Origin of the sequence: Leifsonia psychrotolerans (assembly GCF_013410665.1) — a bacterium.
Classification (GTDB): domain Bacteria; phylum Actinomycetota; class Actinomycetes; order Actinomycetales; family Microbacteriaceae; genus Cryobacterium; species Cryobacterium psychrotolerans_A.
Genome location: NZ_JACCFM010000001.1, coordinates 1,157,058 through 1,170,763, shown reverse-complemented (window position 1 = coordinate 1,170,763; position 13,706 = coordinate 1,157,058). Strand labels below are relative to the sequence as shown.

Sequence of the window (13,706 nt, the reverse complement as noted above, 5' to 3'; positions counted from 1 at the left end):
TTTCGTCAGTCATAACGGGCCTCCGCCTTCCACTCATGGTCTTCGAGGGCGAGCAGCCAGGCATCGCCGTCGGCATCGACCACCTGGAACCGGTGCACGGTGCGCCCGCACGCGGCATCCCACCAACGTTCGACGACGGGCCACGGGCCCGCCCAGGCTTCGACCGGCCGCAGGTCGCCGGGGCGGTTCGTGGGTGAGAACCGGTCGGGCAACTCGGTGAGTAGGCCACGCTCGTCGACATCGACCGGCTCGCCGGCCGCGGTGATCAGGGCGATAGGGGGGCGGTCCTGGAACACGGTTGTGGGGGGCAAGCCCGGCATGCTGCCGGGCCACGGCTGCGCTTGCGCTCGGGGGAGGGCGGAAGCACTGCCCGGGACTTCATCGCCCCAGGGCACGAGGATTTGGCGGTCGGCGAGCATACGCCCGCCGCCGATCACCGCGGTGAGTACACCCTGATGGCCAAGCATGCTCTGCACGCGGGTGAGCCCGTGGTGGATGCGCTCGTCGGGGCCGGAGCCCCAGAGGCCCTGTTCGTGGTGACTGGTCGAGTCGACACGTTCAGGCATGATGTGCACCTTGACGATGCCCGAGCGCAGGCCGGCATCGATCGTGCCGCCGCCCTGCAGCTGCCAGCGCACACGGTCGACGACATCGGCCGCGCTGAACCAGCGTGGGTGCAGCCAGCTGCGCAGCGAGATCTCACCCGACTCGGTACGTACCTCGATCTGTACGGCGGTACAGACGAGTCGGGCCTGGGTGAGCCCGTCAATGAATTGCTCGGCCGAGGCGCGGATGGCGAAGGTCACCTGATCGACGCGGTCGAGCGCCGGCTCGAACTCGATCAGCAGGTCGCGCAGTTTCGGCGGCACCCGAGCGACGACGCTGCGACTGTCGAGGCCGCTGGCCTTCTCGTGGGCTTGCGCACCCTCCGGGCCGAACCGACGGCGCACGTCGAGCGCCGGCAGAGCGGCGAAGTCGCCGAGGCTGTGCACGCCGAGTCGGTGCAGCAGGGTCGACAAGCGGGCGTCGACGACGAGGGTGATCGGCAGCGGCGCGAGAAAACCGGGGGAGGCGCCGGGCGGGACGATTCGCACGGCGTCGCTGAGCGTCATGTCTTGTGTGGCCCGTGCGGCCCGCGCCGGCCGCGTGGCGCGTGCGGCCTGTTCGGCGGCGAACGGTCCGTCGGCGACTCCCACGCGGACGTCGGGAATTCCCAACGCAGCGAGCCGATTGATCAGTGCGGCCGCTGCCTCCGCCTCGCCGCCGTAGTAGCGACTGGGGCCGCGGGCCCGAATAGCGCAGGTGCCCGGGCGCAGCAATTGCACGCCCGGTGTGATCTCTTCGACGGTGCTGATCACCGGCTCGAAGGCGCGGGCGTCCTGGACCGGGTCGTAGGGCAGCAGCGTCAACGTCGTGCAACGGTACTGTGCCTCACGCACTGTGAGACCACGCTGCACGCCCTCCGCCCGAGCGGCGCGGGAGCAGGCAAAAATGAGGCCATGGTCGACCAGGGCGAGGGGAACGTCTGTCGATACCGGGCACTCCTCGGCCCGGGTAGCCGCGATGATCGGCCAATCGGGGCACCAGAGCACAATGGCGCGGGTGAGTCTGGCGGCCATGGCTACCCGGCCCGGTTCAGTACGGGAACGGCTCGCGGCCAGTTTCGAGTGCCGGCTGCCGGCGGTACGCCTGCCGGCTGGGTGACCGGCCGAGCGGCCTGCTGGAACTGCTGGGCGGCATCCGGCAGGAGAAGGCGGCTGCTGCGGGGGCGAGCAAAGCCGGTGCGTCCGGTGACGGAGGCGACGGTGACTTCGCGGGCCGAGAGCAGCCCGTGGCCGTGCCCGAGACCGCTCCACCGGCTGTCGACGATGCGCAACTGTGCCTCGCTCTGCGGCCACTCGCCGACCACGATCAACGCGCAGCCGCGCTGACGGAGCCGGGCTCCGAGGCGGGCCACATCGGAGTCGCTGGCCTGCAGGGGCGGGCGGGTGACGACCACCGGGAGAACATCGACGAGGGCGGCCGTGACCGTGAGCCAGTGGGCACCGGGATCCGGGACGAGCACGAGGCGCTCGAGGTCTATGCCGAACCGGGCTGCGGCTTCGGCACCGAAGTCGGGCAGGCCGACGACCCCGCACCACGACCCGCTCTGTGAGGGGCCGGCCAGAAGGGCCATCACGAGCGTGGTGGAGCCGAGTACCGAGTAGGCGGCACCCTGCTTGAGTGCTCCGCCCGGAAGAATGTCAGAGAGCGCGGGTAGCGTGGGCAGCGTCTTCGTGGGCAGCGTCGTGGCCTGCATTCCCGTGATGCGCTGCTGCAGCGCTGCGACACGGCTGTGTCGCGATTCGGATTCGGATTCTTCTACGAATTCCTGCCCCGATTCCTGCTCAATACCGCGCACCGATTCGCGCACGGCAGTGCCGCGAATCGCATACTCACGCCCCGCGGAAGCGGGGGAGGCGGCGGGAATAGACATACCTCAATGCTCGAACACGCATTCGAATATGTCAAGAGCTCATTCGCATGCGGCGTGTCGCGCGAAGCGAGCAGTGGCACCGGCCTCGAGTCGACGTTCAGACGGCTTTCGGCACCGTGTGCGGCTTCGCAGAACGAGCCTGGGTGACGGCATCCGGCGCCAACGTGCCGCTGGCCGCTGTCTCGCGGGCGAGGAAGCTCCCCAGCTCCCCGATCGTGCTCATCAGCGGTGACGGAAAGACGACGAGCGTGTTCTTGTCGACGCCGATTTCAACCAGAGTCTGCAGGTTGCGCAGTTGCAGGGCCAACGGGTGCGCCATCATGGTGTCCGATGCTGCGCCCAGCGCCGCCGCGGCCAATGACTCGCCCTCAGCGGCAATGATCTTGGCTCGCTTATCCCGCTCGGCTTCGGCCTGCTTGGCCATGGCACGCTTCATCGTCTCGGGCAGCAGAATGTCCTTCAGCTCGACCAGTGTGACTTCGACTCCCCAATCGAGGGTCTGCACATCCAGAATGCTCCGGATGTTCACGTTGAGAGTGTCCGTTTCGGCCAGGGTTTCATCGAGCGTGTGTTGGCCGACGACCTTCCGCAGGGTGGTCTGGGCGATCTGATCGATCGCTGATCCCACGTTCTCAATCGCGATGACCGACTTCACCGGGTCGACGACGCGGTAGTAGGCGACAGCCGAGACACCCACACTGACGTTGTCGCGGGTGATGATGCCCTGTGACTGAATGGGCAGGGTGACGATCCGCAGCGACACCCGGTGCATCACGTCAACCAGGGGGATGATGAACCGCAGCCCCGGCATCCGCGTGCCGGTCAGGCGTCCGAACCGCAGAACCACGCCCTGCTCATACTGCTTGACGACCCGAATTGCCATCGCCACCAGGATGAGAAGAACGATGACGACAATGATCCACACGACGATTTGAGCAACCATGAGAGATTCATCTCCACTGCGGTGATAACACGTCACCGGCACTCTTGATCGTCCTCGCACACGCTGGATCTTGGCCGTGAGCTGTCGCTGAATTGTCGGTGCGGGGCGCTAGCCTATGAGCATGTGTGGTCGATTCATCATCACTGATACAGCGCCCGACCTTGTCGCGATGTTCGACGTCGAGCACGAGGGCGAGAACATTCCCGAACCGTCGTGGAACGTCAAGCCGACCGAGCAGATTCCGATCGTGCTCGAGTCCGCCAAGCAAGAGCCGGCGGTGCGCCGGCTTGAGGCCGCGCGCTGGTCGCTTGTGCCGTCGTTCGCGAAAGAGCTTGTCTCGCCGTACCCCACATTCAATGCCCGCGCCGAGACGGCGGCCGAAAAGGCCACCTTCAAGAACTCGGTCGCATCGAAACGGGCGTTGATCCCGGCGACCGGGTACTACGAATGGCATACGGTCGGCACGACAAAGACGCCCTATTTCGTGCATTCCGACGATGGTTTGCCGTTGGCCTTCGCCGGTCTCTACTCCTGGTGGCGCAACCCGGCGCTGGCCGAGGCCGACTCGGCTCGCTGGGTGCTTTCCGCCACGATCCTCACGACGGATGCCCAGGGTCCCCTCGCCGAGATTCACGATCGTATTCCGGTGGTGCTGCCCGAGGAATGGTGGGATCACTGGCTCGACCCGACGACGGTCGGCGACCAGTCGCTCGTCGACGCCGCAGTGGCGGCCTCGCGCGAGACCGCCGACCTGCTGAGCTTCTATGAGGTCGGACCGATTACGGGCAATGGCCCCGAGTTGCTCGAGCCGGTGAATCGGTAATCACAGAACCCCGCAGCTCCTCAGCCAGCGCACCCTGAGGGATAGCCCAATCGGCTCTGATCTCGCAGAAGGTTCGGCGACGTGAAAGCGTTCAGAAATGCGGCGGTGGCCTCACCAGAGCGCTTCAGCCAACGGGTGGCCCAGAACGCGCTCCGCGAGGCCCGCCGGCAGATCGTCGAAACGGGCCGGAGTCCAGCTCGGGGAACGGTCCTTGTCGATGACCTGTGCGCGGATGCCCTCCCGCAGATCAGGCTGGCTCAGCAGCCAGGTGGCGGCTCGAAACTCCAGCTCGAGCGCCGCACGGAGGTTCGGCAGCGTGCGCGAGGTGCGGAGTGCGGCGAGCGTAACTGTCAGTGCTGTCGGCGACAGCGACCCCAGGTTGTCTGCCGCCACGTTCGCTGCAGCGGCGGCCGGATCCGAGTGAGTATCAGCCCAGGCGCGCAGGTTCGCACAGATCTCGGGCACAGTGTCCGCCGCGTAGCAGGCGTCAATCCAGCCGCGCTGCGCCATCAGCTTCGACGGCTCCGGTGTCTCATCGAAGAGCAGCACGATCTCGCTGGGGGAGCCGGGGTCGGCCCGCTCCGCGAAGGCCTGGAGCAGATGCGGCACCAGGGCGGACGGCACGAAATAGTCGGCCAGGCCAATGGCGAGCGCATCCGACGCCGTCAGGCTCACCGCGCCGAGGCCGAGATACGTGCCGAGCTCGCCCGGCGAGCGGCTGAGCAGCCAGGTGCCGCCGACGTCCGGGCAAAAACCAATGCGGGTCTCGGGCATGGCCAACCGTGACCGCTCGGTCACGATCCGGATGCCGGCATGACCAGCCAGCCCGATTCCGCCGCCCATCGTGAGCCCATCCATGATCGCCACGAATGGCTTCGGGTACTCGCTGATCAGCGCATTCAACCGGTACTCGTCGCGCAGAAAACGCCGGGTTGCCTCAGCGTTGCCGGCGACCGCGTTCTCATACATCACCCGCACATCGCCGCCCGCACAGAGTCCGCGGTCGCCGGCGCCGTCGAGCACGACCAGCGAGATCTCCGATGAATCGATCCATGCCGTGAGCGTGTCGGTCAGTACGGTCACCATCTCCTGCGAGAGCGCATTGAGTGCGTCGGGCCGATTGAGCGTGAGACGACCGACGCTCTCGTGCACGCTGATGACGATCTGGCTGGTGTCGGTCATGCGTCAAAGGTACTGGGCTGCACCTTACGGCTGCGCGTTCTCGCTCAGTCGCGCATCCAACTGCTCCAGGATGCCCGGCCAGACCTCCGCCTGCCGGCTCGCCGTCTGGGCCGTGGGAAAACCGGCGTGGCGGAGCCTCAACAGCGTGCCCTCGCCGTGTGGAACGAGCGAAACGGTGACGACGGTTTCGGCGCCCAGTGTGTGCGTCGTCACCCACGTCAGTTCGATCAGCCGGTCGTGTTCGAGTTCCAGAAAGCGGCCGTAGTGCGCGTGGCGGATGCCGGCGTGCTGAGTCTCGAAAAAGAACGGCGCGTTCACCTCTGGCAGCATCGACACCGAACCGCGGGCGGCAAGCCAGAGCTCGAACCACTGCGTCCAGGCGTCGTAGAGATCGGCCGGTTGCGCGCGCATGAGCCGCTCAATCGTGAAGTTGTGCGGGCGCTCCGTCAGGTCGGGAGGCGCCAGGCCGGTCACCAGCTCAGTCCTGATTCCCCGCTGTGCGGTTCTCGGCGCTGACCATCCAGGCGAACTGTTCGAGCTGTGCGATGGCCCCGTGCAGGATATCGGCCGAGGTCGGGTCCTCGTCGTCGACCTCGTCGTGCACGGCGCGCATCGTGCCGACCACCGTGGTCAGGCGTTCCGTGATGAGATCCACGGCATCCTTCGTGTCGACCTCGCCATCGGGGAACGACGCCAGGTGCGTGGTGTCGGTGACCGTTTCGCTGCGGCCGTCCGGCACCGCGTCGAGAGCACGCATCCGTTCGGCGATGGTGTCAGAGAAGCCACGCACTGCGTCGACGATCTCATCGAGTTGCAGGTGCAGGTCGCGAAAGTTCGCGCCGACGATGTTCCAGTGGGCCTGTTTGGCTTGCAGGTGGAGCTCAATCAGGTCAACCAGAACTGACTGCAGGTTGCTGCGGAGCGTTTCAGTGGCACGCACGATGTTCCTCCTCGACGACGATGGGCAGGCCTGCCCAGTCTGCGGGCGACCTCGCTTCACCATAACCCCGGCGGCCCACCCGGTGAAGGGTGGATTGTGTCGCTCGCTGCGTGTGGTTCGAGCCGAATGCCCCTGAACCGATAGGCTCGAGTATCAGCCTTGCGCCGTCTCGCAGGCATCGTTTTGAAAGGTCCTGCCCATGAAAATCGTCACCTTCATCGTCGCCTTCGCCATTTTTGTCTTCGGTCTGTGGCTCTTTGGGCTTGCATTCGCGGTTGACGCCTGGCAGGCCGCAATCTTCTTCGGCGGGATCATCGCCGTTTCGCTGGCCGTTTTCATCCCGGTGCAGGTTCTGCGCGACTAGATCGTTCAGGGCGTGGGCAGCGCTGAAGCGTGTGCAGCGCACGCTAACGCGGCAGCCCGGCCACCAGGTTGATCAGGGTGGCCAGAATGACCGAGCCGAAGAGATACGAGAGCAATCCGTGTCGCAACGCCGTCGCGCGCACCGCATGTGTAGTCAGATTCGTGTCTGAGACCTGAAACGTCATCCCGAGCGTGAAGGCCAGGTAGGCGAAGTCGCTATAACGCGGCGGCTCCTTCTGGTTGAAATCAACCCCGCCGTCCTCGCCGGAGTAGTACAACTCGGCGTAACGCAGCGTGAACAGCGTGTGGATGAGCAACCACGACAGTGCGACGCTCAACACGGCAAAAGCCGCGGCGGTGACCTGGCTGGCGTTCGAGGTTCCGTTGGCGCCACTCAGCAGCAGAACAATCGCTCCGAGGCTCGCCACGCTCGCGATGACGAGCAAAAGGCCCGACACGCTGCGGGACGGATCTTCGCGCGTGGCGTGGCTGGCGGTGGTCGCGGCATCCATGCGCCCGATCAGCGCCCAGACCCACAGTACGTAGGTGATGGAGGCTCCCGCCCACGCCACGACAGCGGCGTAGGTCCAGAATTTGAAAATGGCACAGATCGCCAGACCCAGAATGCCGACAATGAGCATGACGGCCAGGCGAAATGCTGAGCGGTGCGCGGGCCGTGCGAAAATCGAACTAGTCATGGCTGATCGTTGCATACAACGCCGCGAAAACGGCGCTGACGCCGCACCGGCATGGTGCATGTCGTGCTGATCGCGGCGATACCGGCACGGTTCGGCGAGATGTCAGAATTATTCGATAGTTTAAGTGACGACCTACGGGTCACAAGCCCTGGCCAACCCAGTGAAAGAGATCATTTCGGATGCACGACAGTCCTGCCGCATCCACCCCCTATGAGGTGTTGGGCGTCGCCGTTTCGGCGAGCGAAGACGAGCTGCGTAAGGCGTATCGACGCCTCCTGCGGCAGACCCACCCCGATGTCGGGGGTACCGCAGCACGGTTCCAGGCCGTTCAGGATGCCTGGGACCGAGTAAGCAGCCCCGAACGGCGTGCCGCGTACGACCGCAACCGCTATACCGGGGCAGAGCCGGTGCCTCCCGGCGCATCCGCCGCCCGACCGACGGGCTCGCGGCCTGGACGCACCAGTTCGGCCGGTCCGCGGGCCCGCATGCACGGCCACCCGGGCGGCGTCGCCCGCCAGCAGTACCTGAAACTGATGCGGGAATGGTCCGGCCGTGGCACAACGCTGGATGACCCGTACGCCCCCGATCTCATTCGGTCGGCGCCGCGAGAGATTCGACACTGGTTGGCGAAGGCCCTGGCCGAGGAGAACACGGCCCAGCTCGTGGCGAACCTCGGCATCGGCTATACCGCCTGGCATGACGTCGAAGCGGGGTCCTCGGGTGTGAAGCTCGACCACGTCGTGCTCGGCCCGGCCGGTCTGTTCGCCATTCAGTCGAATGACTTCGGTGGCCCGATCGAGTTGCGCCGCGGCGAACTGGTCGGTGACGCCGTGGCGGGCCAGAAGCCCCTGCATGACCTGGAGGTTGCTGCCAAGGCGCTCTCCAAGGCCCTGCGCGTGAAGTTCACCGCGCTCATCGTCGTGGTGCCGGATGCCGCGCTGAGCGAGCCGCTCGAGCTTCCGGCGCGCGGGCGTCGCCCGATCACGGTCGTCGTCGGGCGGTCTCGAGTCGTCGGCGTACTGCGTGCGGGAATGCCCGGTATGTCGCAGGGCAGTTTTGAGAAGGTGTTTGAGCTGCGCAGTACCCTGCAGAACGGCATCCGCCTGATTATGACCTAGGCGCCGAGCCGAGCCGCACCACACCGAGCCGCACCTCTCAGCGCAGCTGCAGCTTTTCGACCCAGTAGTCGAGGAACGCCGCGCCGGCCTCATCGTGGATCTGCTCGCCCATCACGATGACGGGGTAGGGGCGTTCCAGGATGCCGTCGGCCGGCCGCACGTCGACGTGGGCCACGTCATAGCCCGCCGCATGCAAGTGGTCTGCCATGAGATAGTCGCTGCGGGAGTCGCCGACCGAACGCCACACGTCCGGCAGCGGCCCGGACTCGGCGAAGAAGGCCAGCGCCCGCTTCGCGCCGTGATCCTTGTCGAGGGTGATCGACTCGACGTCGGTCGAGATGATGGTGGGGTCGAGGCGGAATGGCACGGCGCCAGTGGCATCCGGTCGCTCGTCGTCGCCGTAGCGCACCCCGAGCCCATGCCTCGAGACGATGTCGAAAGCGGCCTGGTTGAAGGCCGGCTGGGCGGCGATGAACGACGCGTGGTCGACATCCGTGCGCTGCTCGACCGAGACCATGGCTTGCTTGGTCTCGTCGAAGAACATGGTGTCGCCGAAGCGTGTCTCGACGAGGGTGCGCAGGTCGTCGACGACGGCCTGGGGGAGAGCGACTGTGTCGTCAATCACAGTGTCGCCCATGCCCTCAGCCGTGATCGGAAACCAGACGGCGCCCTTCTCGCAGACGCCGTACATGCGTAGGTTTGCTGGCAGGCCGGCGGCCACGAGCGGCGCGATGACCTCCTCCCGAATGAACGCGGACGAGCGCCCTGTGATGAAAGCGATCGGCACATTGGCGCCGGCCAGCAGAATGAGGTCATCGATGATGCTCGGGGTCGCAACGGTCCGGGTGACCGGGCTGGCAATGGGGCCGTCAACGTCGAGGAGCAGGCCGAGGGGGGAGTGGATGGCAGACATCCGCCCATTCTTGCATTCACCTAAGCTGGGTGGAGATGATTACCAGACGAGAAGCCGCAGTTCGCCTCGATATTCCACTCGAGATGGCCACACGTAACGGAATTCCGTCGCGACTGTCCGCGGCGCAGGTCACCGAACTTGACACCAACCCGCCAGCCTGGTTGGCCCAATCGCGTGCAAACCGCACGGGCAAGAAGCCCGTCTGGGTTGAGCTGGTCTGCGCTGTCTGTGGGTTCACTGAAGCGGTTCGGCCCAAGAAGTGGTGGCCCAGCTTCACCTATCTCAGCTGCGATTACCACGGCGCCGACGAGCTGCCCGCGCCCGAGGACGGCCTGCGCCGCAGCGAGGTTGACGGCATCGGTAGCCGCCTTGTCGGGATCGTCGACGAGGCGCCGCGCGACGCGTAGCCTGTCCCACGCTGCGTGGCAGCGATCTTCGTTCGACCAAGGGAGTATCGGTGACCCACGCATATCAGCTGTATGAAGACATCGACGCGCAGTGCCTCTGCTGCCGTGCCCTGCAGCCGTTTCACTTCACCTCGGCCGCCGATCAGGTGGTCTGTTCCTTCTGCGTGCGCCATATCGGGGCCGACCGTGCCGAGCGCCGCGACAGCGACCACGTGGCGCTCTGGAGCGAGCTCTACAGCGAGTTGCAGGATGTTCAGCGTGAGGCCGTCGCGGACGCCACCCTGCTACTGGCCGAGCGGGACGCGTCGATTACATCCCTGACCTCACAGGTGGGCGAGCTGCGCGGCCTGGTGGCTGGCCAATTCGATCAGACGGATGCCGGCGGCATCCGTGCCGTGCTCGAGAACGACCTGGTGAAGCGGGCCGAGCGCAAGATCGAGCTTGCGACCCGACGGAACGACCGAGCTCTCGCGGCACTCTGGCGTGTGGCGCGGGTGCACGCTGACGACGCGACCAACCCCACGCAGTGCGCCTGTGGCCGCAGCGTGATGCAGTGCCCGGACCGACCGATCATCGAGGGCATGCGGCAGGAGCTCGGCGAGTGGGAGGCCCGTAACGTCGCCCTGCACCAGGCGGGCGAGCGCCATGGCCTTCCGTCGGAGCATCCGGCCCTCGGCTGACCGAACTGCCGGTCGCGGCCACCGTTCGTCAGCGAGGCGGGCCCGTCGCACACGGAGTCAGGAGCGCTGAGGATGCTCGCGCATGCTAAGGATGTTCGCGCACGTTCGAGCATGCGCGAACCGCCCTAACCTGCGCGAACCGCCCTAACCTGCGCGAACCGCCCTAACCTGCGCGAACCGCCCTAACCTGCGCGTGCCGTTCGGCCCGTGAATGTGCGAACCCGGGGGCGATTCGTACCTCACGACACCACGCGAGTGAGCAGTTGTTGTTGCCTCGGGATGGGTGAAGCAACAACAACTGCCCACTCGCGGCGGGGGAACGACGTATCCCGGGCGTGCAGCGGTGACTCGAACGAGACTCGAAGAAGTTCGCGTGAATGCGTGACTCCGGGGGAGATCCCGATCGACCGCGCCCACGAATTCATCCCTACCCAACCCCCAGAGCTCGAACCGCTCACGGACGAGAACAGTGAAGAACCGTCGGAACCGGACTACTACGGCGCCGGTATCACCGCCGAGGAAGGCCTCTGGATGCGCTCAGGCTGGGCCGGCAGCGCATGACACGCCCGACGCCATCCACACGTTTTGGCCTATAAGCCTATAAGCCCCCCTATAAGCCCACAAAGTTCTGGTTAAACGAGACAGGGCCGGATCATATGATCCGGCCCGTGAACTGTCTCAACCAGTTCTCGTCGATTGTTTCACTGAAACAATCTTCGTGTCCGAGGGGGGACTTGAACCCCCACGCCCTATACGGGCACTAGCACCTCAAGCTAGCGCGTCTGCCATTTCCGCCACCCGGACTGGATGTTTGTCTGCAATCTGTTTCTTGCTGACGAGGTAATAACTTAGCACGGTTTTTCGGGGGTCAAAAACCACTCGTGAGCCAGTGGCGGCGAGCAATTCTCAGCTTGACGGCGTGGCGTGCGGGGTGAATGCCCGAACCGGTAGCGTGAGCCGCATGGCAAACACAGGGAATGCGGCCCCCGCGGGCGACGAACTCGATCTCACCGCAGAAATCGCTCGCGATCTGATCCGGTTCGACACCAGCAATTTCGGTGACGGGCGCTCGAACGGCGAGACGGATGCCGCAGAGTACGTGGCCGCACATCTGCGCGGCCTCGGCCTGACCCCCGAGATCATCGAATCCGAGCCTGGCCGCACGAGTGTTGTCGCGCGGGTGAAAGGCCACGACTCGTCACGGGGGGCTCTGGTCGTGCACGGCCACCTCGACGTCGTGCCGGCCGACCCCGCGAACTGGTCCGTGGATCCGTTCGCGGGCGTCATCAAGGACGGCCTGCTGTGGGGGCGTGGCGCCGTCGATATGAAGAACATGGATGCCATGATCCTGGCCTCCCTCCAGGACATTCTCGGGGCCGGTCGGGCGCCGCAGCGTGATCTGGTCATCGCCTTCTTCGCCGATGAGGAAGCCGGGGGAGTGTACGGCTCGCACTACCTCGTGGACAACCGACCTGAACTCTTCGCCGGCGCCACCGAGGCCATCAGCGAGGTGGGCGGATACTCGATCACCTTCAACGACCAGCGCGCCTACCTTCTGCAAACAGCCGAGAAGGCAATGCTGTGGATCAAGCTCGTCGCCCGTGGCACTGCCGCTCATGGGTCGCGGCTGATTCATGACAACGCCGTCACGCGTCTGGCCGAGGCCGTCGCCGCGGTCGGCCGCAAGGAATGGCCCATCCATTTGACCGACACCACATCGACCCTCCTGAACGAGGTGGCCCGAATCTTGGGCGTCGACCCGCAGAAGGTCGGCCCCGACGAGTTGGCGATCGCAACGGGCACTGCATCCGGATTCATTTTGGGCAGCCTCCGCACGACGTCGAACCCCACGCTCCTGAAGGGCGGTTACAAGCACAACGTCATTCCCGACACCGCTGAAGCCCTGATCGACGTGCGCACGCTGCCGGGTGAGGAGAAGGCCGTCTTGGCCGAGATCGCCGAACTCGTCGGCCCCGACATCGAAATCGTCGTGATGCACGCCGATATCGGCCTCGAGAATGCGTTCGACGGTGCGTTGATCGACGCGATTCGCGGCACGCTGGGCCGCCACGATCCCGACGTGCCCGTGTTGCCCTACATGCTCTCGGGGGGAACCGACAACAAAGCGCTGCACAAGCTCGGCATCACCGGCTACGGCTTTGCACCCCTGAAACTCCCCGCCGATTTGGATTTTCCCGGCATGTTCCATGGCGTTGACGAGCGCGTGCCGCTCGACGCATTAGTGTTTGGCAGGCGGGTCCTGACCGACCTGCTCACGACCTACTAGCAAGCGGAGCATCAGCACGTGGAATTCATCAACGCCATCATCCTCGGCCTCGTGCAGGGGCTCACCGAGTTTCTGCCGGTCTCGTCCAGTGCTCACGTCAGCATTATCGGCCAGCTGATCGGCACGGGTGAAGATCCCGGTGCCCGTTTCACGGCGATCACCCAGATCGGTACCGAGCTGGCCGTGGTGATCTATTTCTGGCGTGACATCACCCGCATCATCGGCCACTGGGCGCGTTCGCTCGTCGGCAAGATCCCGCGCAACGATCCGGATGCCCGCATGGGCTGGCTGATCATCCTCGGCTCTGTGCCGATCATCGTTCTCGGCCTCCTCTTCCAGGACCAGATCGAGACGACGCTCCGCAACCTGTGGATCACCGCCGCCATGCTCATCGTCTTCGGCATCCTGCTTGGAATCGCCGACTATGTGGGAGCCAAGAAGCGCCGCTTGAAAGAACTCACGGTGCGTGACGGCACGATCTACGGCTTCGCCCAAGCCCTCGCCCTCATTCCCGGAGTCTCACGGTCGGGCGGCACCATCACGGCTGGCCTCTTCATGGGATATGAGCGCAAGGCAGCGGCCCGCTACGCCTTCCTGCTGGCCATTCCTGCCGTGCTCGGCAGCGGCTTCTACCAGGTCTACAAGTCCATCGCCAAGCCGTGCCTGGTCGGTGCCACCAACTGCACTCCTGAGGTCTTCGGCCCGCTCGCCACACTGATCGCCACGATCGTGGCGTTCGTCGTCGGCTTTGTCGTGATCGCGTTCTTCATGAGCTACATCTCGAAGCGCAGCTTCCTGCCGTTCGTGATCTACCGCATCCTGGCCGGCGGCGCACTCCTCGTTCTGCTTGGCACGAACGTCATCACGGCGTAGTTA

The 13,706-nt window shown here is 65.4% G+C and carries 16 protein-coding genes and 1 tRNA gene; 8 read left to right on the top strand and 9 right to left on the bottom strand.

Annotation, left to right across the window (positions count from 1 at the left end; genetic code table 11):
• Window positions 1-5 precede the first annotated feature (5 nt).
• The 3 genes from HNR05_RS05495 to HNR05_RS05485 form a co-directional block, all read right to left on the bottom strand.
• Complete coding sequence (locus HNR05_RS05495; RefSeq protein WP_179578108.1) at window positions 6-1,619, bottom strand: DNA polymerase Y family protein; 1,614 nt, start codon at window positions 1,617-1,619, stop codon at window positions 6-8.
• 2 nt (window positions 1,620-1,621) lie between these two features.
• Window positions 1,622-2,476, bottom strand: coding sequence for a DnaE2-dependent mutagenesis accessory factor ImuA' (gene imuA' / locus HNR05_RS05490; protein ID WP_179578107.1), 855 nt, complete (start codon window positions 2,474-2,476; stop codon window positions 1,622-1,624).
• A gap of 97 nt (window positions 2,477-2,573) precedes the next feature.
• Window positions 2,574-3,419: a slipin family protein gene (locus HNR05_RS05485; RefSeq protein ID WP_179578106.1), complete on the bottom strand. Its 846-nt coding sequence runs from the start codon at window positions 3,417-3,419 to the stop codon at window positions 2,574-2,576.
• 121 nt (window positions 3,420-3,540) lie between these two features.
• Here HNR05_RS05485 and HNR05_RS05480 point away from each other — a divergent pair, with 121 nt between their 5' ends.
• Window positions 3,541-4,242, top strand: a complete 702-nt coding sequence (locus HNR05_RS05480) for an SOS response-associated peptidase (protein WP_179578105.1) — start codon at window positions 3,541-3,543, stop codon at window positions 4,240-4,242.
• Between the two features lie 111 nt (window positions 4,243-4,353).
• On the opposite strand, the gene HNR05_RS05475 is transcribed toward HNR05_RS05480, so the two are convergent.
• Genes HNR05_RS05475 through HNR05_RS05465 form a run of 3 tightly spaced genes read right to left on the bottom strand, consistent with a single transcriptional unit; the run spans window position 4,354 to window position 6,364 of the window.
• Window positions 4,354-5,424 carry an enoyl-CoA hydratase/isomerase family protein gene (locus tag HNR05_RS05475; protein WP_179578104.1) on the bottom strand — a complete coding sequence of 357 codons (1,071 nt, stop codon included), beginning with the start codon at window positions 5,422-5,424 and terminating at the stop codon, window positions 4,354-4,356.
• A gap of 24 nt (window positions 5,425-5,448) precedes the next feature.
• A complete protein-coding gene (locus tag HNR05_RS05470) occupies window positions 5,449-5,898 on the bottom strand; it encodes an SRPBCC family protein (protein WP_343062474.1) in 450 nt (149 codons plus the stop codon).
• 4 nt (window positions 5,899-5,902) lie between these two features.
• Entirely contained in the window at window positions 5,903-6,364 is a 462-nt protein-coding gene (locus HNR05_RS05465; RefSeq protein ID WP_343062473.1) for a Dps family protein, read from the bottom strand.
• Between the two features lie 199 nt (window positions 6,365-6,563).
• On the opposite strand from HNR05_RS05465, the gene HNR05_RS05460 reads away from it, so the two are divergent.
• Window positions 6,564-6,728: a hypothetical protein gene (locus HNR05_RS05460; protein WP_179578102.1), complete on the top strand. Its 165-nt coding sequence runs from the start codon at window positions 6,564-6,566 to the stop codon at window positions 6,726-6,728.
• Window positions 6,729-6,771: 43 nt separating this feature from the next.
• Here the strand turns inward: HNR05_RS05460 and HNR05_RS05455 are convergent, their stop codons facing one another.
• Complete coding sequence (locus tag HNR05_RS05455; RefSeq protein ID WP_179578101.1) at window positions 6,772-7,425, bottom strand: DUF1345 domain-containing protein; 654 nt, start codon at window positions 7,423-7,425, stop codon at window positions 6,772-6,774.
• A 179-nt stretch (window positions 7,426-7,604) separates the two neighbouring features.
• Here HNR05_RS05455 and HNR05_RS05450 point away from each other — a divergent pair, with 179 nt between their 5' ends.
• The gene (locus tag HNR05_RS05450; RefSeq protein WP_179578100.1) at window positions 7,605-8,543 is read left to right on the top strand and encodes a DnaJ domain-containing protein; all 939 of its coding nucleotides are present in this window, start codon (window positions 7,605-7,607) and stop codon (window positions 8,541-8,543) included.
• Window positions 8,544-8,580: 37 nt separating this feature from the next.
• On the opposite strand, the gene HNR05_RS05445 is transcribed toward HNR05_RS05450, so the two are convergent.
• Window positions 8,581-9,456 carry a hypothetical protein gene (locus HNR05_RS05445; RefSeq protein WP_218868814.1) on the bottom strand — a complete coding sequence of 292 codons (876 nt, stop codon included), beginning with the start codon at window positions 9,454-9,456 and terminating at the stop codon, window positions 8,581-8,583.
• Between the two features lie 35 nt (window positions 9,457-9,491).
• On the opposite strand from HNR05_RS05445, the gene HNR05_RS05440 reads away from it, so the two are divergent.
• From HNR05_RS05440 to HNR05_RS05430, 3 genes are all read left to right on the top strand, one after another.
• The gene (locus HNR05_RS05440) at window positions 9,492-9,863 is read left to right on the top strand and encodes a hypothetical protein (protein ID WP_179578099.1); all 372 of its coding nucleotides are present in this window, start codon (window positions 9,492-9,494) and stop codon (window positions 9,861-9,863) included.
• Between the two features lie 50 nt (window positions 9,864-9,913).
• A complete protein-coding gene (locus tag HNR05_RS05435) occupies window positions 9,914-10,543 on the top strand; it encodes a hypothetical protein (RefSeq protein ID WP_179578098.1) in 630 nt (209 codons plus the stop codon).
• A 381-nt stretch (window positions 10,544-10,924) separates the two neighbouring features.
• Window positions 10,925-11,104, top strand: coding sequence for a hypothetical protein (locus HNR05_RS05430; protein ID WP_179578097.1), 180 nt, complete (start codon window positions 10,925-10,927; stop codon window positions 11,102-11,104).
• Window positions 11,105-11,262: 158 nt separating this feature from the next.
• On the opposite strand, the gene HNR05_RS05425 is transcribed toward HNR05_RS05430, so the two are convergent.
• Window positions 11,263-11,347 (bottom strand) — tRNA-Leu (locus HNR05_RS05425).
• Between the two features lie 157 nt (window positions 11,348-11,504).
• Here HNR05_RS05425 and HNR05_RS05420 point away from each other — a divergent pair.
• The gene (locus tag HNR05_RS05420) at window positions 11,505-12,830 is read left to right on the top strand and encodes a M20/M25/M40 family metallo-hydrolase (protein WP_179578096.1); all 1,326 of its coding nucleotides are present in this window, start codon (window positions 11,505-11,507) and stop codon (window positions 12,828-12,830) included.
• 18 nt (window positions 12,831-12,848) lie between these two features.
• Complete coding sequence (locus tag HNR05_RS05415) at window positions 12,849-13,703, top strand: undecaprenyl-diphosphate phosphatase (RefSeq protein ID WP_179578095.1); 855 nt, start codon at window positions 12,849-12,851, stop codon at window positions 13,701-13,703.
• Window positions 13,704-13,706 lie beyond the last annotated feature (3 nt).

Excerpts from the sequence above, each read along its gene's own strand:
- HNR05_RS05445 (WP_218868814.1), bottom strand. The coding sequence starts at position 9,456 with ATGTCTGCCATCCACTCCCCCCTCGGCCTGCTCCTCGACGTTGACGGC.
- HNR05_RS05440 (WP_179578099.1), top strand. The coding sequence starts at position 9,492 with ATGATTACCAGACGAGAAGCCGCAGTTCGCCTCGATATTCCACTCGAG.
- HNR05_RS05480 (WP_179578105.1), top strand. The coding sequence starts at position 3,541 with ATGTGTGGTCGATTCATCATCACTGATACAGCGCCCGACCTTGTCGCG.
- HNR05_RS05450 (WP_179578100.1), top strand. The coding sequence starts at position 7,605 with ATGCACGACAGTCCTGCCGCATCCACCCCCTATGAGGTGTTGGGCGTC.
- HNR05_RS05460 (WP_179578102.1), top strand. The coding sequence starts at position 6,564 with ATGAAAATCGTCACCTTCATCGTCGCCTTCGCCATTTTTGTCTTCGGT.
- HNR05_RS05485 (WP_179578106.1), bottom strand. The coding sequence starts at position 3,419 with ATGGTTGCTCAAATCGTCGTGTGGATCATTGTCGTCATCGTTCTTCTC.
- HNR05_RS05495 (WP_179578108.1), bottom strand. The coding sequence starts at position 1,619 with ATGGCCGCCAGACTCACCCGCGCCATTGTGCTCTGGTGCCCCGATTGG.
- imuA' (WP_179578107.1), bottom strand. The coding sequence starts at position 2,476 with ATGTCTATTCCCGCCGCCTCCCCCGCTTCCGCGGGGCGTGAGTATGCG.
- HNR05_RS05455 (WP_179578101.1), bottom strand. The coding sequence starts at position 7,425 with ATGACTAGTTCGATTTTCGCACGGCCCGCGCACCGCTCAGCATTTCGC.
- HNR05_RS05475 (WP_179578104.1), bottom strand. The coding sequence starts at position 5,424 with ATGACCGACACCAGCCAGATCGTCATCAGCGTGCACGAGAGCGTCGGT.
- HNR05_RS05420 (WP_179578096.1), top strand. The coding sequence starts at position 11,505 with ATGGCAAACACAGGGAATGCGGCCCCCGCGGGCGACGAACTCGATCTC.